The sequence below is a fragment of the Streptomyces sp. NPDC004609 genome (assembly GCF_042873655.1).
Taxonomy (GTDB): Bacteria; Actinomycetota; Actinomycetes; order Streptomycetales; family Streptomycetaceae; genus Streptomyces.
In genome coordinates, this window is record NZ_JBIALS010000002.1 from 284,921 (window position 1) to 308,593 (window position 23,673).

Annotated in this window: 16 protein-coding genes; 11 read left to right on the forward strand and 5 right to left on the reverse strand. The window is 73.5% G+C overall.

The genetic code is table 11. The features are described from left to right. Positions 1-240 precede the first annotated feature (240 nt). A complete protein-coding gene (locus ACFYT4_RS03085; protein ID WP_389264670.1) occupies positions 241-1,074 on the reverse strand; it encodes an alpha/beta fold hydrolase in 834 nt (277 codons plus the stop codon). Positions 1,075-1,344: 270 nt separating this feature from the next. Between ACFYT4_RS03085 and ACFYT4_RS03090 the strand changes: the two genes are divergently transcribed. Beyond that, on the forward strand, positions 1,345-4,122 hold the full coding sequence (locus tag ACFYT4_RS03090) for an ATP-binding protein (protein ID WP_389264672.1): 2,778 nt from the start codon (positions 1,345-1,347) through the stop codon (positions 4,120-4,122). Positions 4,123-4,146: 24 nt separating this feature from the next. On the opposite strand, the gene ACFYT4_RS03095 is transcribed toward ACFYT4_RS03090, so the two are convergent. Continuing rightward, on the reverse strand, positions 4,147-4,806 hold the full coding sequence (locus ACFYT4_RS03095; protein ID WP_389264673.1) for an isochorismatase family protein: 660 nt from the start codon (positions 4,804-4,806) through the stop codon (positions 4,147-4,149). Between the two features lie 298 nt (positions 4,807-5,104). Here ACFYT4_RS03095 and ACFYT4_RS03100 point away from each other — a divergent pair, with 298 nt between their 5' ends. Beyond that, entirely contained in the window at positions 5,105-7,882 is a 2,778-nt protein-coding gene (locus ACFYT4_RS03100; protein WP_389264675.1) for an AAA family ATPase, read from the forward strand. A gap of 149 nt (positions 7,883-8,031) precedes the next feature. On the opposite strand, the gene ACFYT4_RS03105 is transcribed toward ACFYT4_RS03100, so the two are convergent. The 3 genes from ACFYT4_RS03105 to ACFYT4_RS03115 all read right to left on the reverse strand — a co-directional run bounded on the left by ACFYT4_RS03105 (position 8,032) and on the right by ACFYT4_RS03115 (position 11,594). Further along, on the reverse strand, positions 8,032-9,189 hold the full coding sequence (locus ACFYT4_RS03105) for a homoserine O-acetyltransferase (protein WP_389264784.1): 1,158 nt from the start codon (positions 9,187-9,189) through the stop codon (positions 8,032-8,034). Beyond that, on the reverse strand, positions 9,186-10,547 hold the full coding sequence (locus ACFYT4_RS03110; RefSeq protein WP_389264677.1) for a bifunctional o-acetylhomoserine/o-acetylserine sulfhydrylase: 1,362 nt from the start codon (positions 10,545-10,547) through the stop codon (positions 9,186-9,188). The genes ACFYT4_RS03105 and ACFYT4_RS03110 overlap by 4 nt, the downstream gene beginning before the upstream one ends. Before the next feature lie 462 nt (positions 10,548-11,009). Further along, entirely contained in the window at positions 11,010-11,594 is a 585-nt protein-coding gene (locus tag ACFYT4_RS03115) for a helix-turn-helix domain-containing protein (RefSeq protein WP_389264679.1), read from the reverse strand. A gap of 147 nt (positions 11,595-11,741) precedes the next feature. On the opposite strand from ACFYT4_RS03115, the gene ACFYT4_RS03120 reads away from it, so the two are divergent. From ACFYT4_RS03120 to ACFYT4_RS03160, 9 genes are all read left to right on the forward strand, one after another. Continuing rightward, complete coding sequence (locus ACFYT4_RS03120) at positions 11,742-13,214, forward strand: purine-cytosine permease family protein (RefSeq protein WP_389264681.1); 1,473 nt, start codon at positions 11,742-11,744, stop codon at positions 13,212-13,214. After that, complete coding sequence (locus ACFYT4_RS03125; protein ID WP_389264683.1) at positions 13,211-14,101, forward strand: nitrilase family protein; 891 nt, start codon at positions 13,211-13,213, stop codon at positions 14,099-14,101. The genes ACFYT4_RS03120 and ACFYT4_RS03125 overlap by 4 nt, the downstream gene beginning before the upstream one ends. Further along, the gene (locus ACFYT4_RS03130; RefSeq protein WP_389264685.1) at positions 14,098-15,066 is read left to right on the forward strand and encodes a carbon-nitrogen hydrolase family protein; all 969 of its coding nucleotides are present in this window, start codon (positions 14,098-14,100) and stop codon (positions 15,064-15,066) included. The genes ACFYT4_RS03125 and ACFYT4_RS03130 overlap by 4 nt, the downstream gene beginning before the upstream one ends. 229 nt (positions 15,067-15,295) lie before the next feature. Beyond that, positions 15,296-16,972 carry an ABC transporter ATP-binding protein gene (locus ACFYT4_RS03135; RefSeq protein WP_389264687.1) on the forward strand — a complete coding sequence of 559 codons (1,677 nt, stop codon included), beginning with the start codon at positions 15,296-15,298 and terminating at the stop codon, positions 16,970-16,972. Then, positions 16,969-18,759: an ABC transporter ATP-binding protein gene (locus ACFYT4_RS03140; protein WP_389264689.1), complete on the forward strand. Its 1,791-nt coding sequence runs from the start codon at positions 16,969-16,971 to the stop codon at positions 18,757-18,759. The genes ACFYT4_RS03135 and ACFYT4_RS03140 overlap by 4 nt, the downstream gene beginning before the upstream one ends. Before the next feature lie 85 nt (positions 18,760-18,844). After that, positions 18,845-19,909, forward strand: a complete 1,065-nt coding sequence (locus ACFYT4_RS03145; protein WP_389264691.1) for an iron-siderophore ABC transporter substrate-binding protein — start codon at positions 18,845-18,847, stop codon at positions 19,907-19,909. Positions 19,910-20,056: 147 nt separating this feature from the next. Beyond that, positions 20,057-21,094: a FecCD family ABC transporter permease gene (locus ACFYT4_RS03150; protein ID WP_389264692.1), complete on the forward strand. Its 1,038-nt coding sequence runs from the start codon at positions 20,057-20,059 to the stop codon at positions 21,092-21,094. Between the two features lie 2 nt (positions 21,095-21,096). Beyond that, on the forward strand, positions 21,097-22,251 hold the full coding sequence (locus ACFYT4_RS03155) for a FecCD family ABC transporter permease (protein ID WP_389264694.1): 1,155 nt from the start codon (positions 21,097-21,099) through the stop codon (positions 22,249-22,251). A gap of 4 nt (positions 22,252-22,255) precedes the next feature. Beyond that, a complete protein-coding gene (locus tag ACFYT4_RS03160; RefSeq protein ID WP_389264696.1) occupies positions 22,256-23,257 on the forward strand; it encodes an ABC transporter ATP-binding protein in 1,002 nt (333 codons plus the stop codon). The last annotated feature ends 416 nt before the right edge of the window (positions 23,258-23,673 follow it).

Below are 23,673 nucleotides of genomic sequence, written 5' to 3' on the forward strand. Positions count from 1 at the left end.
GGGGGCCTCCGTGCGGTCGCTCGGGCGGCCGCAAACCCGAGCTCACGCCCGCCGACCGGATCCCGGTCACCATCGTCCACCTGCGAAAGCACACGCTTCGGCCGATTCCCCACCGCTCCCGACCCCCGCAGTCACGTGCCAAACAGCCATATCGGCGCTCGAACCACGCTCATTGACACCCACGCGTGCGAGAAGAGGACGACAGGAACGGGTGGCCGCATTCCTCCCCGTCCCCCGCGTTCAGCGTGCGAGGAACGCCAGCAGGATCCGGTTGATCTCCTCGGAGTGCGTCCACAGCAGGCCGTGCGGCGCGTCGGCGACCTCGGCGTAGGACGCCTGCGGCAGGAGTCCGTACAGCTGTCTGCCCGTCGCGTCGATCGGCATGAACCGGTCGCGGGTGCCGTGGACGATCAGCACCGGGACGTCGATCGCGGCGATGTCGGCGCGGAAGTCGGTGATCCAGGTCGGGATGACCGCCACGCAGGCCCGCGGGGACGCGGCGGCGGCCATCTCCTGGAACCTGCCCCGTGTCTCGGCGTCGGGCCCCGGCGCGGGGTGCTCGTCGCCGTCGAGCAGGATGCGGCACAGCTCGGCGAGGTACGCGGGCCGGTCCTGGCGGGCCTTGGTGATCAGCGCGTCGAAGTACGACAACTCGACGCCGTGCGGCGTCCGGTCGGTCCGTAGGAGGAACGGGGGCAGTGAGGCCACGAAGACCGCCTTGGCCACCCGCGCCGAGCCGTGGGTGCCGAGGTAGCGCGCTATCTCGCCGGTGCCCGTCGCGTGGCCGACCAGGATGGCTTCGGCCAGGTCCAGTTGGACCAGGACCGAGTCCAGGTCGGCCGCGAACGTGTCGTAGTCGTATCCGTCCGCCGGGTGCGAGGAGCGTCCGAACCCCCGGCGGTCGTAGGTGATCACCCGGTAGCCCGCGGCCAGCAGCGCCGGGACCTGTCTGTCCCAGCTGCGGCCGTCGAGCGGGTAGCCGTGGATCAGGACCGCGGGCTGTCCGGTCCCGTGGTCCTCGTAAGAGAGGTTGACGACCCCGCCGTTCGCGTGGCCGATCGTGACGTAGGGCATGGCGATCCCTCGGGCGGAGGTCTGGTCGTACGGGAACGGGCGGGGGATCCCGCCGCGCGTCCAGCCTGTCCGTCTCCCGGCCGGGGTGACATCGGTCATCCGACTGCGATCGGCCCGGGCTCGCCCGGCGGACCCGGGGTGAGGCCAGGGACTCCTACTGGGGCGAGGCCGGGGTGCGGCTGGGCACCCTGGCCGATGCGGCTGCCGCTCACCGCGCTCGGGCAGGAGCCGGCGGCGTGCACGGCCGGGCGGCGGAGGAGGGCGAGAGTGATGAGCGGCAGCGGGCCGTGGAGCCGGGGGTCGCAGATCGTCGGGCGGATCCAGGACGTGCGGCGGGTGTGCGAGTTCTTCGAAGCCGGATCCGACCGCGGCCGGGGGCTGCACGTGGTCGGGGACGCCGGCGTCGGCAAGACGACGCTGCTCGACGCGGTGGCGGACGCGGTGGCGGAGGCCGGCACGCGGGTACTGCGCGCCGACGGCGTCGAGTTCGAGGCGGACATCCCGTTCGCCGGGCTGCACCAGATCCTGACGCTCGTACTGGACGAAGCCGGGCAGCTGCCGTCCGCGTACCGCGAAGCCCTCCTGGTCGCCCTCGGTTTCGCCACCGGCCCCGCACCGGACCGCCTGCTGCTGGTCAACGCCACGCTGGCTCTGCTGCGGCAGGCCGCGGCCGGGGCGCCGCTGCTGCTGATCGTCGACGACCTGCCGTGGCTGGACCGGGCCAGTGCCGTGGTCCTCGGGTTCGTCTCCCGGCGCCTCCACGGCAGCAGGGTCGCCTTCCTCGCCGCCTCGCGGACCGGCCTGGAGAGCGTCTTCGACCACGGCGGACTGGAGAAGTACGAACTGGGGCCGCTGGACGACGACTCGGCGCACCTGCTGCTCTCCGCCCGAGACCCGGGAATGGCGGCCAGGGTCAGGGCCCGGGTGGTCGCCGAGTCCCGCGGCAATCCGCTGGCCCTGCTGGAGCTCTCGGCGGAGCTGACGGGACCGCAGCGGGCGGCGAAGGAGGAGTTGCCGGAGCTGCTCCCGCTGGGCGAGCGGCTGCGGGACCTGTTCGTCGGGCGCGTCGCCGCTCTGTCGGAGGCCGGGCGCCGCGTGCTGCTGCTCGCCGCTCTCGACGGTACCGGCGATCTCGGCGTCCTGCTCTCCGCCGCCGGTCAGGACGCGGCCGCGCTGTCCGCGCTGGCCTCCGCCGAGCACGCCCGTCTCGTACGGATCGACACCGCCACCCGGCGACTGGCGTTCCGGCACCCGCTGATCCGCTCCGCGGCCGTCGAGGCCGCCACCCTGCCCGAACGCCACGCCGCCCACCAGGCGCTGGCCTCGGCTCTGCCGGACCGGCCCGAGCGCCTGGCCTGGCATCTGGCCGAGGCCACGATCGCGCCGGACGAGCAGGTGGCGCGGCTGCTGCAGGACGCCGGGCACGCGGCGGTGCGCCGAGGCGACGCGGTCGGCGCCGTCCGCTACCTCATCCGGGCGGCCGACCTGAGCCCGGACGCCGGCGACCGCGGACGGCGGCTGGCCGAGGCGGCGTACCTCGGCGCCGAGGCGACCGGCGACGTCGCCTACGCCTCGGAGCTGCTGCGCCGGTCGCAGAGCGCCGGCTCCGGCGGCAACGGCGCCCTGCACGCCGCGGCGGCGGCCGCATACATCCTCATCAACACCGAAGCGGACCTCACCACCGCGAACCGGCTGCTGGTCAGCGCGATCGAGGCGGCCGGACCGGTCTACGACGCCGACGACCCCGCGCTCGTCGACGCGCTGCACACCCTGCAGTTGGTCTGCTGGTGGAGCGGCCGGGCCGAGCTGTGGGCGCCGTTCACCGACATCGTGGGCCGGCTGACACCCGCCCCGCCGCCGGTGCTGGCGCTGGCCGCGCGGACGTTCCCCGACCCGGCGCGCACCGGCGTCTCGGCGCTGGCCGACCTCGACGAGGTCCGCGAGCTGCTGCGCCGGACCCCGGATCCGACCGTGCTCGTACGCGGCGCGACGGCGACCGTCTACCTCGACCGGGTCGGCGAGCTGAAGGACCGGCTGTGGGCGCTGGTGGGCTCCGGCCGGGAAGGCGTCGGGCCGGTCCGCCGGCATCTCGGTGCGCTGATGCACCTGTGCATGGAGGACTTCCTGACCGGGGAGTGGGAAGAGGCGCAGCAGCTGGCCGCCGAGGGGGCCGCCCTGTGCGAGACCGGGTACCCCTTCTTCGCGTGGTACTTCCAGTACAACCAGGTGCTGCTGCACGGCGCACGCGGCGAGGCGGAAGCCGGCGACGCCCTCGCCGACCGGATGCTGGGCTGGGCGACGCGCCGCGGCGTCGGCGGGGCGGCGGCGTTCGCCCACCAGGCACGCACCCTGGTCTGCCTGGGCAGCGGCGACTACGCGGCCGCCTACCGCCACGCGACCGCGCTCACCCCGGCCGGAGCACTGGCTCCCTATACGGCGCACGCGCTGTGGGGCGCGTACGACCTCGTCGAGGCGGCCGTACGCACGGGCCGCGACGCCGAGGCCGCCGCCCACGTACAGGCGCTGCGCGAGCTGGGAATCGCCCGGCTGTCCGACCGCTACGCGATGCTCGTGGCGGGTGCGGCCGGCCTGTGCGCTCCGGACGACGAGGCGATCGCGCACTTCCGGCAGGCGCTTGCGGCGCCGGGCGTGGACCGCTGGGCCTTCGAAGCGGCGCGGATCCGGCTGGCGTTCGGCCGGCGGCTGCGGCGTACGGGCGCGAAGGGCGAAGCGCGCGAGCCGCTTGCGGCGGCCGCGGACGCCTTCGGCCGGCTCGGCGCGGTTCCCTGGGCGGAACAGGCCCGCAAGGAGCTGCGCGCGGCCGGCCAGCCGACCCGGCCGGAGGCCGCGCGGTCGCTGCTGACCCCGCAGGAGCTGGAGATCGCGCAACTGGCGGCGTCCGGCCTGACCAACAAGCAGATCGGCGAGCGCCTCTATCTGTCCCACCGGACCGTCGGCGCCCACCTGTACCAGGTCTATCCGAAACTCGGAATCACCACGCGGGCTGCCCTGCGCGACGCGCTGACCGCGCTGGACGTCGGGGAGTAGCACCCCGCGCAGGGCGGCGTGCGGTCACTGCAGGAAGTCGGGCGTCTTCACGACACCGGCCGAGATCTGCGCGACGAAGTAGTCGGTGTAGTGCGCCGCCGTTCCGCCGTGCCGTGCCAGGACGTCGGTGACCGACACCCGCTCCGGGGAGGTGTAGTCCGGGGTCCACTCGGAGACCACGGCGGCCCAGTTGATCGGCTTGGCGCCGGCCATCGAGAGCCGCGTCTTGGCGTCCTCGTGCGCCTCCGGGCTGACGCCCGCGGAGCAGTCGGTCACGAAGTACACGTCGTACCCGTTCCTCAGCGCGCCGAGGACGGCCTGCGCCAGGCAGACGTCGGTGGACAGGCCGGCCATCACCAGCTTCCGGCGCCCGGTGGCCTCGACGGCCGCGCGCAGCTTGGGGTCCGACCAGGCGTTCGTGGACACCCGGTCGATGGGCTCGACGTCCGGGAAGACCTCGCTGAGCTCCTTGAAGATCGGGTCGACCAGCGGGCCGCCGGTCGCTCCGACCGTGGTGAGGACGGTGGGCACGTCGAGGATGGCGGCGGCCTTCGCCAGCGCGGTCACGTTGCTGATCAGCTCGGTCTGCGAGCGCGGTGCGGTCATCAGCGCGACGGCCGGCTGGTGGTCGATGAGGACGACCGCGGAGTTCTCGATGGTCAGTTCGTTCTGGTTCTCGGACACGAGTGTGTTCCCTTCGGTGGGGGCCGTGGCCGGTGTGGGCCGTGGCGGTCCGTTGCGAATCGAGTCTCGGGAACGGGCGCCCCGGCCACATCCGTCAGCCGACCGGTGATCTGAACGCGGGCCGCGGCTCAGTCGTTTGACTGCGTACGGGCGCGGGGCCGGCTCCGCACCCGCGCAGTTCCCGGGGCGGTACGCGGCGCACGTCGTAAACTCGTCGGCACATGCTGACTCGACACCACTGCGGCACGGGCGTCCGGACGCCGCGGACCGCACGGCCGGCCCGCCCCGAGGGCGAGCGGTGACCGCGGGCCCGTGGCACCCGGACCGTGAGACGAAACTGATCGACCGCCGTACCGAACTCGACCGGCTGCTCCGCCTCGTCGAGGCCGTCCGCCGCGGCGAGAGCCGGGTCCTGGTGGTGCGGGGCGAGCCCGGGGTGGGCAAGACCGCCCTGCTGGACCGGCTGACCGACCGGGTGTCCGGCAGCCGGGTCCTGCACGTGGCGGGCGTGCAGTCGGAGATGGAGCTGGTCTTCGCCGGGCTGCACCAGATGTGCGCCCCGTTCCTGGACCGGCTGGACGCGTTGCCGGCACCGCAGCGGGCGGCGCTGCGGATCGCGTTCGGGCTGAGTGAGGGCTCGCCGCCGAACCGGTTCCTGGTCGCGCTGGCCGTGCTCGGCCTGCTGTCGGAAGTCGCGGGTGACGAGCCCCTGGTGTGCGTGGTCGACGACCACCAGTGGCTGGACCGGGCGTCGGCGCAGGCCCTGGGGTTTGTGGCCCGGCGGCTGGCCGCGGATCCGATCGGGCTGGTCTTCGGCACCCGGCTGACGACGGAGGAACTGGCGGGGCTGCCGGAGATGCACCTGTCCGGCCTGTCCGAGCAGGGCGCGCAGACCCTGCTGGACTCGGCGCTGACCGGCCCGTTGGACACGCGGGTACGGGACCAGATCGTGGCGGAGACCGGCGGAAACCCGCTGGCGGTGCTGGAGTTGCTGCGGGCACTGCCCCGGGATCAGCTGGCGGGCGGGTTCGGGCTGCCGGGAGCGGTGACGCTGTCGAGCCGGATCGAGAAGAGCTTCCTGCGGCAGCTCGACGGCGTACCGGGTGACACCCGCCGGCTTCTGCTCCTGGCCGCCGCGGACCCGACGGGCGACACCGCGCTCGTGTGCCGCGCCGCCGGGCGGCTCGGGATCCCGCCGCAGGCCGCAACGCCCGCGGCGGAGGCCGGACTCGCGCGGTTCTCGGCCCGCGTGTGGTTCCGCCATCCCCTCCTGCGCTCGGCGGTCTACCGGGCGGCGTCGGCGTGGGAGCGGCAGGCGGCCCATCTGGCGCTGGCCGAGGCGACCGATCCCGGGGCCGACCCCGACCGGCGGGCCTGGCACCGGGCGCAGGCCGCACCGGGTCCCGACGAGGCGGTCGCGGCCGACCTGGAGCGCTCCTCGGGCCGCGCCCAGGCCCGCGGCGGACCGGCCGCGAGCGCGGCGATGCTGGAGAAGGCGATCCAGCTCACGGCCGAGCCGGCACGCCGCGCCGATCGCTTCCTGGCGGCGGCGCAGGCCAACCTGAAGGCGGGGTCGTATGGGAAGTCCCAGGAGCTGCTGGCCCTGGCGGAGGCCGAGCCGCTGTCGGAAGTGCAGCGTGCCCGGGCCGGCACGCTGCGCGGACACGTCGCGTTCGCCTCGGGTCGCGGCAGCGAAGCGGCACCGCTGCTTCTGCAGGCCGCCCGCCGGCTGGAGCCGCTCGACCTGGGCCTGGCCCGAGAGACGTACCTCACCGCATGGCTGGCGGCGATGTTCGCCGGGGGCCTCGCCACCGGTGGAAGCCTGGCGGAGGTCTCCCAGGCCGCCCGGGAACTGCCGCGGTCGCGGCGACCGGACCGGGCCGAGGTGCTTCTCGACGCGCTGTCCCTGGTGATCACGTCGGGCCCGGCAGCCGCGGCGCCGGCGCTGCGCGGTGCGGTGGATGCCATGGCCGCGGCGGACCTCAGCGCACCCGACGCCCCGCGGTGGGGGTGGCTCGCGCACGCGGCGGCCGTCGCCATGTGGGACCACGACGCCTGGCGCTCGCTGCTCGAACGGGAGGCCGAGGCCCTGCGCGCAGTCGGCGCGTTCGACCTGCTGCCGGTCGTGCTCGTCGCGCTGACCACCGTGACGGCCTGGGCCGGGGACTTCGCCGCCGCCGCCGCGCTGATCGCCGAGTCGGACGCGGTCTGCGAGGCGACCGGGGCGCCCGCCGACGCCTTCGGCCCCCTGACGCTCGCCGCGCTGCGGGGCGAGGCGGACGAGGCGGCCTGGCGGATCGAGGCGATGACCGCCGGGTCCCCCGGCACGGGCCGGGAAGCCCCCGTGACCTACGCGAACTGGGCCGCGGCGGTGCTGTACAACGGGCTCGGCCGCTACGACGACGCGCTGGCGGCGGCCACCCGCGCCGACGACGGCTCGCGCGATCTGTTCGCCGCGCGGTGGGCGCTGCCCGAGCTGGTCGAGGCCGCCGTACGCAGCGGGAACCCGGACCTCGCGGCCGACCCGATGGCGCGGCTGGCCGCATCGGCGCTGTCCGGCGGCACCGACCTCGGGGCCGGGATCGAGTCCCGCTGCCGCGCACTGCTGAGCGAGGGCGGGAGCGCCGAACGCCTCTACCGGGAGGCGGTCGACCGGCTCGCCCGCACCCGGTGCCGGCCCGAACTCGGCCGCGCGCACCTGCTCTACGGCGAGTGGCTGCGCCGCGAGGGCCGCCGGGCCGACGCCCGGAGCCGGCTGCGGGACGCGTACGACATGCTGACCGCCGTGGGCATGAGCGGCTACGCGGAACGCGCCCGCCGCGAACTGCTGGCCACCGGCGAGACCGTGCGCAAACGCACCGTCGAAACCCTCAGCGACCTCACCCCCAGGGAGGCGCTCATCGCCCGGCTCGCCTGCGACGGCCGGACCAACCAGGAGATCGGCACCACGCTGTTCATCAGCCCCCGCACCGTCGAATGGCACCTGCGCAAGGTGTTCGGCAAGCTCGGCATCACCTCGCGCAGGGAGCTGAACGCGGCGCTGACGCGACGCGGGCACCTGGACCGGCCGGCCTGACGCGGGCGGCCTCGGTCGGACGGCCGGGCGCGGCCCGGAACCCGCTCGCTCCGGGGGCGGGCGTCAGGACGGGCTCGCGGGCCGGTCGCGGGGCGGCTCATCCGTTGATGCGGGGGACACACCCCGGACCGCCCTTCCGGATACCCCCGTTACGGAACCCGCGCCAGCAACTCCCGTACCAGCGCGCCTACCTGGCCCGTCTCCACGAGGAAGCCGTCGTGGCCGTACGGTGAGCCGATCACCCGCAGCCGGTCCGCGCCCGGGATGCCGTCCGCCAGTTCGCGCTGCTGGTGGAGCGGGTAGAGGCGGTCGGAGTCGACCCCGGCGACCAGGGTTCTGGCGGTGATCCGGCGCAGTGCGGCCTTCGTGCCGCCCCGTCCCCGGCCGACGTCATGACCGTTCATGCCCTCCGTGAGGACGACATAGCTGCCCGCGTCGAAGCGGCGTACGAGCTTGGCCGCGTGGTGGTCGAGATACGACTCGACCTGGTAGCGGCCCCGCCGCCATGGGTGCTCGGCGCCCTGGTGCTCACGGCCGAACCGGTCCTGGAGTTCCGGTTCGCTGCGGTACGTCACATGGGCGAGCCGGCGGGCGACGCCCAGGCCCGCGTGCGGGCCGCCGCCGGGACCGGCGTCGTGGTAGTGCCCGCCGCGCCACTGCGGATCGGAGCGGATGGCGTGCAGTTGGACATGGGCCCAGGCGATCTGCTCGGCGCTCGCCGCGGCCGTGGTGGCGAGGAGCAGCAGCGACTCCACACGCCGCGGGTACGACACGGCCCACTCCAGCGCCCGCATCCCGCCCATCGAGCCGCCGATCACCAGGGACCAGCGGTCGATGCCGAGCGCGTCGGCCAGCCGGGCCTCGGCCGCGACCTGGTCACGCTGCGTCAGAAAGGGGAAGTCGCCTCCCCAGTGGCGTCCGCCGGGGCGCGGGGAGGCGGGCCCGGTGCTGCCCTGGCAGCCGCCGAGCACATTGGGCGCGACGACGAACCAGCGGTCCGTGTCCAGCGCGAGGCCCGGTCCCACCAGGCCGTCCCACCAGCCGGGCTGGGGGTGGCCCGGTCCGGCGGGCCCGCGGACATGGCTGTCGCCGGTGAGGGCGTGCAGCACCAGCACCGCGTTGGAGCGGTCCGGCGCGAGCCGCCCCCAGGTTTCGTACGCGAGCCGCACACCGGGCAGTTCGCCGCCCGCTTCCAGGGGCAGCGGCTCCCGGAGGGCGTGCCACCGGCGGCGCCCCGGCGGGTCCCCCTCCCGCCAGGCACCGGTGGCCGGCGGGAGGGGGATTTCGGAGGTTGTCACCGTGTTCAGGACGCGCCCTTCACCGCGCGGAAGCCGGCCTCCAGGTCCGCCCTGAGGTCGGCGAGGTTCTCGATGCCGACGGACAGCCGGACCAGTCCGGGCGAGGTGCCGGTCGCGGCCAGCTGCTCCTCGTCGAGCTGGCTGTGGGTGGTGGACGCGGGGTGGATGATCAGGCTGCGCACATCACCGATGTTGGCGAGGTGGCTGAAGAGCTCGACGGCGTCCACGAAGCGCTTGCCGGCCTCGACTCCGTCGCGCAGCTCGAAGGTCAGCACCGCTCCGGCGCCGCGCGGAAGGTAGCGCTGCCCGGCCTCGTACCAGCGGTTGGAGGGCAGGCCCGGGTAGTGGACGGCGGCGACCTCCTCGCGGCCCTCCAGCCATTCGGCGAGCGCCTGCGCGTTGGTGGAGTGCCGCTCGACGCGCAGCGACAGCGTCTCGACGCCCTGGAGCAGCAGGAACGCGGAGTGCGGGGACAGCGCCGGGCCGACGTCGCGCAGCAGCTGGACGCGCAGCTTGACGGCGAAGGCGCTCGGCCCGAGGGCGGGCCAGTAGCGCAGTCCGTGGTAGCTGGGGTCGGGCTCGTTGAAGTCGGGGAAGCGCTCGGCGTGCGCGCCGAAGTCGAAGGTGCCGCCGTCGACGACGACTCCGGCGATGGTGGTGCCGTGCCCGCCGAGGAACTTGGTCGCCGAGTGCACGACGATGTCGGCGCCGTGCTCGATGGGCCGCAGGAGGTACGGCGTGGGCACGGTGTTGTCGACGATCAGCGGGACTCCGGCCTCGTGGGCGACGTCCGCGACCGCGCGGATGTCGAGGACGTTGCCGCGCGGGTTGCCGAGCGATTCGGCGAACAGGGCCTTGGTGTTGGGGCGGACGGCCGCGCGCCAGGCGTCGAGGTCGTCGGGGTCGTCGACGAAGGACACCTCGATGCCGAACCGGGGCAGGGTGTGCCGGAAGAGGTTGAACGTGCCGCCGTACAGGGAGGTGCTGGAGACGATGTGGTCGCCCGCGCTCGCGAGGGTGAGGATCGCGAGGGTCTCGGCCGCCTGCCCGGACGCCAGCGCCACCGCGGCGACTCCGCCCTCCAGCGCGGCGATGCGCTGTTCGAGGACGTCGGTGGTGGGGTTGTGGATGCGGGTGTAGATGTTGCCCGGCTCGGCGAGGGAGAACAGGTCGGCGGCGTGCTGGGTGTCGCGGAACACGAACGAGCTGGTCTGGTAGATGGGCACCGCCCGCGCCCCGGTGGCCGGGTCCGGGACCGCTCCCGCGTGGATCTGCTGGGTCTCGAACGACCACGCCGGGGTGTCCGCCCCGGCGGGGGTCTCGTCGGGGGTGTGACCCGCGGCGACGGAGTCGATGGGCTGGCTCATGGTTCTCCCTGGAGCGATGGGGTGCGGCGGTGCTTCCGCACGCCCGCGTGCGGGCGTGCGGAAGGCGCGCGGCAGGCGGTGGAGGCGTGCGGGGTGTGACGGAAGGGGTGACCGGTGTCAGTGGCCGGAGCGGAGCATCGGCTCTCGGCTCGAACAGCCCATCGTGGTGACACGCCCGTAGTCGACGTGGCGGCGGGTCACAAGCAAGGTCATGCGGACAGAGAACCACATACCTGTACCTTGCACCAGCATCTGTCCACACAGCGGACAGAACCCGCTCCCGCGTCCGGCATCCGGTCACTTCCGCACCCGGCCGGGCCGGCGCGTCCGGGCCTCGCGGGCGGGCCGTAGCCGCGGCGCCCGGGCGCCTCGCCGGCACTGGGGAGACGTACCCTCCGCGCCCGGCGGGGCACCTCCGCCGCGCGTCCCGGTGCGTGCGGGACCCGTTCCACGGGGCCGGGACTACCGCGAGCCGCTCCACGGGGCCGGGACGAAGGTCCACAGGACCTCGGCCGGGGACGGGCCCGCGTTGCGCCAGTTGTGGGGCTCGCGGCCGGAGAAGGTGAGGGTGTCGCCGGCCGCCAGGGTCTCGGTGCGGCCGGTGAAGAGGACCGAGACCTCTCCGCTGACGACATGGAGCACCTCGACGTCGCAGTTGATCGTGTAGAGGGTGTCACCGCCGTTGGCTCCGGGTTCGAGATACGAGCGCAGCACCTGGACCCTGGACTGGCCGCGTGGCGTGATCATGCGGTCGACCACTCCGTGGCCGCCCATGTTGATGTGGGGCGCGTCCCCGATGCGGACGACCTCGGTGTCGGCGTCCTCGAAGAGGGAGCCGACCGGCAGGGACAGCACCTGGCACAGGGTGACCAGGGTGGCGACGCTCGGCGAGGTCTCGTCGCGTTCGACCCGGCTGAGGAATCCCCTGGTCAGGTTGGCCGCGGCGGCGACCTGCTCGATGGTGAGCCCCTGCGCCTTGCGGCAGGCCCGCAGGCGTGCGCCGACCCGGACCGGGAGTGCCGACGGCGTCGGATGAAGAGCTTTCATGAAGTCCCTCGCGTCGGTCGGTCTACTCACGGGCGACCCTTGACAGGGTGGGGGCCCGGAGCCACACTACCCGGAATGGAAGTTGCCTAATAAGCATTCTTTGTTGTGTATAGGTAACTTCCTCACAGTACAGATCCCGAGGTTCCGATGAACGCTGTCGATAGGACGACGATGGCTTCCCCCGAGACCGCGACCAGTCGCGAAGGAACGATCGAACAGCATTCGATCGACTATGTGCCGGGCTCCGAGCGGCACGGCAAGGTATGGCACCAGGGGCCGTTCTGGTTCACGGGCAACTTCGTGCTCCCCACCATGGTCGCCGGCTTCGTCGGCGCCTCCATGGGCCTCAGCGTCGGATACAGCGTGCTGGCGATCGTCCTGGGCGTGGGCTTCGGCACCTTCTTCATGGCGTTCCACGCCAACCAGGGCCCCCGGATGGGGCTGCCCCAGATGATCCAGTCGCGGGCGCAGTTCGGCAGCCGGGGCTCCACCGTGCCGTTCGCCGCGACCGTGTTCGTCTACGTCGGTTTCCTCGTCTTCGACACGGTCCTCGCCGAGCAGGGCATCGGGCTCGTCCTGCCGGACGGCAAGCTGTTCTGGTACCCGGTGCTGATCGCGGTCTCGATCGTCATCGCGGTGGTGGGCCACGACCTGCTCCACTTCGTGCAGCGCTGGCTGACGTATCTGCTGATCGTCGTCTTCGCGATCCTCACCGTCGTGGCCGTCGTGCACTTCTCGTCCAACCCCGTCGCCCAGAGCGCGCCCGCCGCGACGGCGGGCTGGGACTCGACCGCGTTCCTCGTGCAGTTCTCCCTCGCGGCGGGTTACAACATCAGCTACTCGGTGTACGTCTCCGACTACACCCGCTACCTCCCGGCGAACGCCCCCGCCCGCAAGCTGATCACCGCCGTGTACGCGGGCGCCGCGTTCTCGGCCGTGTGGCTGATGTCGCTCGGCGCGATCCTCGCGAGCTATCTCCCCGACCCCGACCCGATCCTGGCCCTGCGCGAGGTCGGCGATCTGCTCTTCCCCGGCTTCGGACTGATCGTCGTGCTCACCTCGGTCCTCGCCCTGATCTCGATCATGGGAGTGAACGCCTACGGCGCGATGCTGACCGGCGCGAGCGCGCTCGACGGCTTCCGCAAGGTGCGTCCGACCGTACGGCTGAGGGTCGTCGGTCTGGTGATCGTCGGTGTCGCCTCGCTGGTCGTGGCGCTGCTGATCCCCGACGACTACATCGGCAGCTTCAACAACTTCGTGCTGCTGATGCTGTACTTCCTGGTGCCGTGGACCGCGGTCAACCTCGTCGACTTCTACTTCGTGCGCCGCGGAAAGTACGCGATCGCCGAGATCCTCAAGCCCGACGGCATCTACGGGCGCTGGGCCTGGCGGGGCGTCACCGCGTACATCATCGGCTTCGTGGCGATGATCCCGTTCTTCTCGACCAGCTTCTACGTGGGTCCCGTCGCGGACGCGCTCGGCGGCGCGGACTTCTCGTTCGTGATCGGGCTGACGGTCTCCGGGCTGCTGTACGTGCTCTTCTCCCGCAACCTCGACCGCGCTTCGGAGGCCGAGGCGCGCGCCGAGAGCGAAGCCGAACTGGAAGGCGCCGTCCGATGACCCCGCGCACGACAACGGACCAGGTCCACCGCCAAGGAACGGAACGGCCGACGGCGGTCACCGTCGCCTGCTGCCAGATCGCGCCGCGGGTCGGGCGCGTCACGGAGAACCGCGCGCGCGTCCGCGAGGCGGTGCTCGCCGCCGCGGACCGGGGCGCGGACATCGTGGTCCTCCCCGAACTGGCCAACTCCGGTTACGTCTTCGAGGACGCGGACGAACTGCGCTCGGTGGCCGAGCCCCTGGACGGCCCGACGGTCCGGGAGTGGGAGGCGCTCGCGGCCCGGCTGCGTCTGGTGATCGTCGGCGGCCTCGCCGAACTCGGCGAGGCCGGCCGTGTCCACAACACGGGCGTCCTCGTGGACGGGACGGGGCTGCGCGCCTCCTACCGCAAGGCACATCTGTGGAACGGCGAGAAGACCTGGGGCTTCACCCCGGGCGACGCGCCGCCGCCCGTGGTGGACACCCCGCACGGCCGTATCGGCATGATGGTCTGCTACGACCTCGAATTCCCCGAGTGGGTACGGCTGGCGGCCCTGGAGGGAGCCGAGCTGCTGTGCGGGCCGGTCAACTGGCCGCTGTACCCGCGGCCGGAGGGCGAGCGCCCCGGTGAGGTCGTCCGGATGCAGGCGGACGCCTCCGTCAACCGTATGTTCGTCGCGGTGGCCGACCGCACCGGCACCGAGCGCGGACAGGACTGGCTCGGCGGCAGTGTGATCCTCGACGCGAACGGCTACCCCGTGACCGCGCTGCGCCTGGGCGAGGAGGCGATCGTCACCGCGACGATCGATCTCGCCGAGGCGCGCGACAAGACCATCAGCGAACTCAACGACGTGCACGCGGACCGGCGCCCCGGGCTGTACACACGCGTCGGAACGGAGCAGTCGTGACGGCAACCACGGTCGCGGTCGTCCAGCAGCCGCCGGCACTGCTCGACCTGGAGGAGTCGCTGCGCCGCGCGGTCGTCCACGTGACGGACGCGGCGGCGGCCGGAGCGAGCCTCGTGGTGTTCCCGGAGACCTGGCTGACCTGCTACCCGGCATGGGTGTTCGGCCTGGCGGGCTGGCGGAACGGCACGGCGCGGCACCGGCACGCGCGGCTGCTGGAGCAGAGCCCCGTCCTCGACCACGACGGCGGGGTGGACGACGACCTCGCGCCCGTGCGTGCGGCGGCCCGCGAGTGCGGGGTGAGTGTAGTCCTCGGGCTCAACGAGCGGCCGGGCAGGGCCTCCGGGTCGCTCTACAACTCGCTGATCACCATCGGCCCGGACGGCCGCACCCTCAATCTGCACCGCAAGCTGACGCCGACGCACACCGAGCGCATCGTGTGGGCGGCCGGTGACGGAGCGGGCCTGCGGGTCGTCGACACCCCGGCCGGGCGGGTGGGTTCGCTGGTGTGCTGGGAGCACTTCAGTCCGCTCGCACGGCACGCGCTGCACGCGCAGGACGAGGAGATCCATGTCGCCGCGTGGCCGGACATGCCCGAGAGCCATGTGATCGCGGCGCGTTCGTACGCCCTCGAAGGGCGCTGCTTCGTCGCCTCGGCGGGGCAGTTCCTGACGACGGACGACCTTCCGGCCGATCTGCTCGATGCCTATCGGGCGGGGGTCGGTCCCAACGCGCCCGAGAGCGGGCCCCTCTTCAACGGGGGTTCCCACATCGTCGGCCCGGACGGGTCGTGGGTCGTGGAGCCGGTCTTCGACGAGGCCCGCATCATCACGGCGAGCCTCGGGACCGGGCAGCGCTACGGCGAACTGCTCGACCTCGATGTCGCGGGCCACTACGCCCGGCCCGACGTCTTCCAGCTCTCCGTCGACCGCCGCCGCCGTGATTCGGGTGTCCTTTTCACCCCGTGATATCGCCCCCGCCGATCCGGCCGGTCCGCACCGTGCTCATGCCTCCTGAGCAGGCAAGCCGCCCTGCGGCCCGGCCGTTCGGCCGGGCTGCGGCCATGCGCCGTGCCGCCGCGCCCGACCGCGTTTCGGGGTGGCCCCCTCAGCGAAGTTAGGTTAGCCTCACCTGAATTCAGATGCTCGCCATGGGCACGGCGAGCGGGTGCGGAGGGGTGCGGTGGATGCCGGGGGTGTGTCGCAGCAAGCCGTTCTGAGAGGGGCGGTCACCGGGCAGCGCCGCGACATCACCGTCGCGTCCCTCCTGGGAGCGGCCCATCAGACCGCCGAAGCCCTCATTCCGGTCCTCATCGGAGTCGTGATCGACCGGGGCGTCGCCGACGGCGACGGCACCGGCCTCCTGCTGGGCATCGCCACGCTGGGCGCGGTCTACCTCGGGCTCTCGTTCAGCTTCCGCTTCGGCGCCCGTGCCGCGGAGCGGGCCTCCGAGACGGCGGCGCACCGGCTCAGGACCGAGCTGACCGGCCGGATCCTGGCACCGGAGGGCGGGGCCGACAGCGGACGGCTGCCCGGCGAGCTGGCCACGGTCGCGACCCAGGACGCCAAACGGGTCGGGGCGGTCAACCTGGCCGTGTTCGTGGGGGTATCGGCGCTCACGGGGCTCCTGGTCGGCGCCGTCGTACTGCTGCGCGTCTCCCTGCTGCTCGGTCTGGTCGTGCTGCTCGGCACCCCCCTGCTGCTGTGGTCGGGCCATCTGCTGAGCAAGCCCCTGGAGCGGCGCAGCGGGGCCGAACAGGAGCGGGCCGCGCACGCGTCCGGCGTCGCCGCCGACCTTGTCGCGGGTCTGCGGGTGCTCAAGGGCATCGGCGCCGAACCGTACGCCGTCGCCCGCTACCGCGACACCAGCCGCGGATCGCTCGCCGCGACCCTGCGGGCCGCGCGGGCCCACGCGTGGCAGAACGGCATCGTGCTCGCGCTGACCGGGACGTTCATCGCCCTGGTCGCCCTCGTCGGCGGACGGCTGGCCACCCGGGGGGACATCACCCTCGGCGAACTGGTCTCCGCCGCCGGCCTGGCGCTCTTCCTCCTCGGCCCGCTCTCCGTGTTCTCGTGGGTGAACGCCGAACTGGCCCAGGGCCGTGCCTCGGCCGCCCGGATCGCCGGCGTCCTCGGGGCGGGCGCCGCCGTGGTGCCCGGGACGGCCGCCCTGCGCCGGCCCGTCGAAGGGCGGATCCGGCTGCGCCGTCTGTCGTACGGAACGCTCCGGGACGTCGACGTCGAGATCGGGCCCGGCGAGATCACCGGTGTCGTCACCACCGACCCCGCCGACGCGACGGCGCTGCTGCGCTGTCTGGGCCGGCACGGCGACCCCGACGGCGGCTCGGTCGAACTGGACGGGGTGGACCTGACCGCCCTCGATCCCGTGGACATCCGTACCGCCGTGCTGGTCGCCGAACACGACGCCGATCTGTTCGAGGGCACCCTCGACGCCAATGTCGCCGCCGCCGCGTCCGGCGGGGACATCCGGGCGGCGATGGCCGCCTCCGGGGCGGACGAGGTCGCCCGCGCGCTGCCCCGCGGCGGCGACACGGAGATCACCGAGCGCGGACGCTCGCTCTCCGGGGGCCAGCGGCAGCGGGTGGCGCTGGCCCGGGCGCTCGCGGCGGACAGCCCCGTCCTGGTCCTGCACGACCCGGTGACCGCGGTGGACGCGGTCACCGAGGCGCGGATCGCCGCCGGGATCCGCGAACTGCGCCGGGGCCGTACGACCGTCGTGGTGACCACCAGCCCGGCGCTGCTCGCGGTGACCGACCGGGTCGTCCTCGTGGAGGGCGGCCGGGTGACCGGCAGCGCGTCCCACACCGACCTCGTCCGCGACAGCCTCGGCTACCGCACGGCGGTACTCTCATGACCGACCGGCACCCGACGGCCGCGCCGGGAGACCGGGCGCTGCTTCCCGTCGCGAGCGGGCCCCGCACCCGCGCGGCCGTCGGTGAACTCCTGCGCCCCTACCGGCTCCTCGCGCTCGGCGGGTTCACCGTGACGGTCGCCGCCACGGCCGTGGGCCTGCTGACCCAGCCGCTGCTCGGCCGGATCGTCGACCTCGCGTCCGACGGCCGCCCGCCCGGCGCACTGACCTCGACCGTGCTGCTGCTGGCGGCCGTCGCCGTCACCCAGGGCCTGGCCACCGGACTGGGCCTGTCCCTGATCTCCCGGCTCGGCGAGACCGTACTCGCCCGGCTGCGTGAACGTTTCGTCGAACGGGCGCTCGGGCTTCCGCTGGAGCAGATCGAGCGGGCCGGATCAGGCGATCTGACCGCGCGCGTCACCGGGGACGTGTCGGTGGTCGCCGACGCGGTGCGCACCGCCCTGCCGGAACTGGCCCGTTCGCTGCTCGCCATCGTGCTGACGCTCGGTGCCCTCGCCGTGCTCGACTGGCGTTTCCTGCTGGCCGCGCTGCTCGCCGTGCCCGTCCAGGCGTACACCGCGCGATGGTATGTACGGCGTGCGGTACCGCTCTACGCGCAGCAGCGGGTGGCGAGCGGGGCCCAGCAGCAGCAGCTTCTCGACACCATCGGCGGCGGCTCGACCGTGCGCGCGTTCCGGCTGGAGAAGGAGCACACCGAGCGGGTCACCGAGCGCTCCCGGTCGGTGGTCGACCTGACGATGCGGGGCGTACGGCTCGTCCTGAGCTTCTACAGCAGGCTGCACATCGCCGAGTTCATCGGGCTCACCGCGGTCCTCGTCACCGGATTCCTCCTGGTGCGCCAGGGTTCGGCGTCCCTCGGCACGGCGACCGCCGCCGCGCTCTACTTCCACAGCCTCTTCACGCCCGTCAACTCCGCCCTGGTCCTCCTCGACGACGCCCAGTCGGCGATGTCCGGCCTGGCGCGGATCGTCGGGGTGGCGGACCAGCCGCCGCCCGAGGAGCCCGAGCGGCCCGCCGTACCGCGGGACGCCTCCCTCACCGTCACCGGCGTCGGCCACGCGTACGAGACCGGTCATCCCGTCCTCCACGAGGTCGATCTGACGCTCCGTCCGGGAGAGCGGGTCGCCCTGGTGGGAGCGAGCGGCGCGGGCAAGACCACCCTGGCGAAGCTGATCGCGGGCATCCACCGGCCGACCGAGGGCACCGTCCGACTCGGCGGGGCGCACCTCGACGAGATCGGCCCGGCCGCCGTCCGCCGCACGATCGCCCTGATCACCCAGGAGACGCATGTGTTCGCCGGGCCGCTGGCCGAGGACCTCCGGCTCGCCAAGCCGGACGCCACGGACGCGGAACTGCGGGCGGCGCTCGACCGGGTGGACGCACTGGCCTGGGCCGAGGCGCTCCCCGACGGTCTCGCGACGGTTGTCGGGGACGGCGGCCACCGGCTCGGGGGCGACCAGGTCCAGGCGCTGGCGCTCGCCCGGCTGATCCTGGCCGATCCGCCGGTGGTCGTGCTCGACGAGGCGACCGCCGAAGCGGGCAGCACCGGGGCCCGCGCGCTGGAGAAAGCCGTCGCCCGGGCCGTGGACGGCCGTACGGCATTGATCGTCGCGCACCGGCTGACGCAGGCCGCGACCGCCGACCGGGTGGTCGTCATGGAGGCGGGCCGGATCGTCGAGTCCGGGACGCACGACGAACTGCGCGCGGCCCGAGGCAGCTACGCGGCGCTGTGGAACGCGTGGTCCGGCACCCGGGACCCGGCCGTGTAGCCCGGGCACGCCCCCCACGACGCCGCCCCCACCCCCGGCACCGTCCCTGCGACCACACCTGCCGACCGACCCCGAGGAACGACCGATGTCCCGCTCCGCAATCCGGCGCACGACCGCCGCACTCGCCTCCGTACTGCTCCTGCTCGGAGCCGCCACCGCCTGCGGTTCCGGCTCCGACGGCTCCGGGGGCTCCGAAGGGGGCGGGGCCTCGAAGAGCGGCTCCGCCGATTCCGCCTACCCGGTGACGATCCCGCACAAGTACGGCAGCACCCGGATCACGTCCGAGCCGAAACGGATCGTCACCGTGGGGCTGACCGACCAGGACGCCGTGCTCGCGCTCGGAAAGGTACCGGTCGGCACCACCGAGTGGATCGGCGGCTACCGGGGTGCCATCGGCCCCTGGGCCCAGGACGAACAGGGCGACGGCAAGGCACCGGCCGTCCTCAAGGACACCGGCACCGGCCCGCAGGTGGAGAAGATCGCCGCGCTCGATCCGGATCTGATCCTCGCCGTGTACGGCGGGCTCACCAAGGAGCAGTACACGTCGCTGTCCAGGTTCGCGCCGGTCGTCGCCCACCCGAAGGAGTACAACGACTACGGCATCCCGTGGCAGGAGCAGACCCGCACGATCGGCAAGGCGCTCGGCAGGTCCGCCGAGGCCGACGAGGCCGTCGCCGGGGTGGAGGCGGCGTTCAAGGCGGCGGCCAGGCCGGAGTTCAAGAACGCGACGGCGCTGATGGCCACTCCGTACGAGGGCATGTTCGTCTTCGGCACCCAGGATCCGCGCTCACGTATTCTCACCGGGCTCGGCTTCCGGCTGCCGGACGGTCTGGACCAGGCGATCGGCGACCGGTTCGGTGCGAGCATCAGCAAGGAGCGCACCGATCTCCTCGACCAGGACGCCGTCGTGTGGATGGTCACCGATGTCGCCGAGGACACGGCGAAGCTCCACAAGGACGCCTCGTACGGAAATCTGAAGGTGGTCAGGGACGGCCGTGAGGTCTTCGTCCACGAGACCAGCGACTACGGCAATGCCATGGCCTTCGGCACGGTGCTGAGCCTGCCGTACGTCATCGAGCGGCTGGCGCCGCAACTGGCCGCCGCCGTCGACGGGAAGCCGGCGACCGTGGTGGCGCAGCCCGCCTCCTGACCCACGCGCGGCCCGGGAGCCGGAACGGCGCCGGGACCGCGGGTCCCGGCCCTCCCGGCCGCCGCCCGTGTACCACGACGCGCCCGCCCCCGGGCGGGCGTCGGCCGGCCCCCTGTCCCGGGCCTGCCCAACCGGTGAGGAAGTGAATTGGGGACCTCGGTGAAAGCGGTGCACCGCCCGCGCGCGGCGCTGCTCGCGGCGCTGTCCGTGACCGCGCTCGTCGCGCTGGTCGCGGTCTCGGTCCTCTTCGGTGCGCTGAGTGTGCCGCCCGGCCAGGTGTGGAGCACCCTGCTCGGCGACGCGCCCAGTACCCGGGTCGACAACGCCGTCTGGTCGGTGCGCGTGCCGAGGACCGCGCTGGGCATCGCGGCGGGGGCGGCCCTCGGGCTGTCCGGTGCGCTGATGCAGGCGCTGACCCGCAATCCGCTCGCCGACCCGGGAATCCTCGGGGTGAGCGCGGGCGCCGCCTTCGCTGTCGTGCTCGCGGTGGGGGTGCTCGGGCTGGGATCCGTCCACGCCCAGGTGTGGTTCGCCTTCGCGGGGGCGCTCGGTGCCAGTGTGCTGGTGTATCTGCTGGGCGGGCTCGGACGGTCCGGGGCGACACCGGTCAAGCTCGCGCTTGCCGGAGTCGCCGTCACCTCGCTGCTGTTCTCGCTGACCAGCGCCATCGCGCTGACCGACCCGGACGCCCTGAACCGCTACCGCTTCTGGTCGGCCGGATCGCTCGCGAACCAGGACGACGGCACCCTGCTGCGGATCCTGCCGTTCCTCCTGGCCGGCGCGGCGATCGCGCTGGCGATCGCCCCCGCGCTCAACAGCCTGGCCCTCGGCGACGATGTGGCCGCCTCGCTGGGGACGAGGCTGGGGCTCGTCCGCGTCCTCGGCGTGGTCGCCGTCACCCTGCTGACGGGAGGGGCGGTGGCCGTGATCGGCCCGGTGGTCTTCGTCGGCCTGGTCGTCCCGCATGTGGCGCGGGTGCTCACCCAGTACGCGGGAATCGGCCCCGACTACCGCTGGCTGCTGCCCCTGTCGGCGGTCCTCGCTCCCTGTCTGCTGCTCGCCGCCGATGTCACGGGACGCCTGCTGGCCCGGCCGACCGAGATCCAGGCGGGCGTTCTGGTCGCCTTCATCGGCGGGCCGTTCTTCATCGCGATGGTCCGCCGCCGCCGACTCGCGGAGCTGTGAGCATGACCGACCTTCTCCCCTCCGGCCACGGTGCCCCCGACAACGGCGTTCATGACCCGAGCGTCTCCGGGCGGGACGCCCCCGGCCGTGAGCGCGGGCGCCCGCCGGGCCAAAGCGCGCGCCGGGTGCCCTTCCGGCTGGCCGTGCCGCCCGTCTCCGGGGTGCTGCGCCCCCGGCTGGCGGGGGTGTGCGCGGCCCTCGCGGCCGCCGCGTTCCTCATGTTCTGCTGGGGAATGTCCGTCGGCGACATCCCGTACAGCCTCACCGAGGTGATGAGCGCCCTCCTGGGTACGGGTGACCCCGGGACCCGGCTCATCGTCCAGGAGCTGCGCCTGCCCCGGGCGTTGGCGGGACTGCTGGTCGGGATCGCCTTCGGCATCTCGGGCGCCCTGTTCCAGACCATCACCCTCAACCCGCTGGCCAGTCCGGACCTGATGGGCATCACCCAGGGCGCGGGAGCCGTGGTCGTCGCGGGCATCGTCCTCGGCTGGGACGGCGCCCTGAGCACCCAGGCGCTGGGACTGCTCGGGGCCCTCGGCGCGGCACTGCTGGTGTACGTCCTGGCCTGGAAGCGCGGGACCACCGGATACCGCATCGTCCTCGTCGGCATCGGCGTCGCCTGGATCTCCACCAGCGCCACGGACTATCTGATGGCCCGGGGCGAGCGGTTCGAGGCCCAGGCCGCCCTCGGCTGGCTCGTCGGCAACCTCAACGGCCGCGAATGGGACCAGGTCACCCCCCTGCTCCACGCCCTGGCCGTCCTGGCCCCCACGGCGCTGTTCCTCGGCCGGCTCACCCGCACCCTCCAGCTCGGCGACGACATCGCACGGGGACTGGGAACGCGGATCCACACGGTCCGGGCGGCGGCCCTGCTCACGGGTGTCGCCCTGGCCGCCTTCGCCACCGCCGCGGCCGGGCCCGTCGCCTTCGTCGCGCTCGCCGCGCCGCAGATCGCCCAGCGGCTGGCCCGTACGGCCTGGCCACCGCCGCTGGCCGCCGGACTCACCGGGGCCGCGATGGTGCTGGTGTCCGATCTGCTCGCCCGCGAGCTGATCGACGGGACGGAGCTTCCCGTCGGGATCGTCACGGGAGTCCTCGGCGCGCCGGTGCTGCTGTGGCTGCTCGTCCGTGCCCAACGCGCCGGCTCAGGAGGCTGACCGCATGTCCGTGAAATCCGCGAAGTCCCCTGCTCCCGGGCCCGGTTCCGCGTCCGTGGCCGCCGCGTCCGGGCCCGGGGCCGGATCGGGGTCCGGGCTGCGGGCCGAAGGGCTGCGGCTGGCGTACGACCACCGGGTCGTCGTCGACGATCTCGATGTGGCCGTCCCGCCGGGCCGTGTCACGGCGATCGTCGGGGCGAACGCGTGCGGCAAGTCGACCCTGCTGCGGGCGCTTGCCCGGCTGCTGACGCCGAAGTCCGGCTCGGTGCGGCTCGACGGCCGCTCGGTGCACTCCATGCCGACCAGGGAACTCGCCCAGCGGCTGGGGATCCTGCCGCAGTCCCCCGTGGCCCCCGAGGGCCTGACGGTGATCGATCTGGTGGGCCGCGGCCGGTCCCCGCACCAGACGTGGTGGCGTCAGTGGTCCTCCGCCGACGAGCGCGCCGTGCACGACGCGCTGCGCGCGACCGCCCTGACCGATCTCGCCGAACGCCCGGTCGACGAGCTGTCCGGCGGACAGCGGCAGCGCGCCTGGATCGCCATGGCGGTCGCCCAGGGCACTCCGGTGCTGCTGCTGGACGAGCCCACGACCTATCTCGATCTGGCCCATCAGATCGATGTGCTCGATCTGATCACCGATCTGAACCGGAACGAGAACCGTACGGTGGTCATGGTCCTGCACGATCTCAACCAGGCGTGCCGTTACGCCGATCACGTCATCGCGATGAAGTCCGGACGCGTCGTCGCCGAGGGCCGTCCGTCGGACGTCATCACCACCGCCATGGTGGAGGAGGTCTTCGGCCTCCGCTGCCGGGTCGCGCCCGACCCGGTCAGCGGAACGCCGATGATCATTCCGATCGGCCGCCACCACGAGGGCCGGGAGACCCGCGGGAACCGCGAGGTCTCCGATGACCCGGATACCCCCGCGAGCTCGAAGGACTCCGAACCCCCCGACCCTGCAAACACAGAGAACCCAGAGAACACGGACGCGGTTCCGTCCGGCTGATGACCCGCTCCGCCGCGCACGCGTCCCGGAACGTCCGGTGGCGTATCCGCCGCCGGGGCGCCGCGCGGGCACACGGGCCACCGTCGCTCCGCCCCGGCCGCCATCCGGGAGGCCGCATGCGCGCGGGCTCGTACCCACCCTCTGCTTCCGGCCGTTCCCCCTCGGGCAGGGCACCTCGACCACGCTGTTTCCGGCCTGCCGTTCACCGGCCACGCCCCCGCCCGAACAGCGTGGGCGGCCGCCGCGTCACGCGGCCGGGGCGCCCTTCGGCCTCCCGCTTCGGCCGTCGCGCGCCCGGATCCCGTCACCGTGCGCCGCCCGGCGGCGCGAAGCGTACGGTCCCGGGTGCGGGCGGGTCCGCCCGGGCCGCGGTTCGGTCTCGGCCACGGCCCGCGCGGACTCCTTGTTGCCCCTGC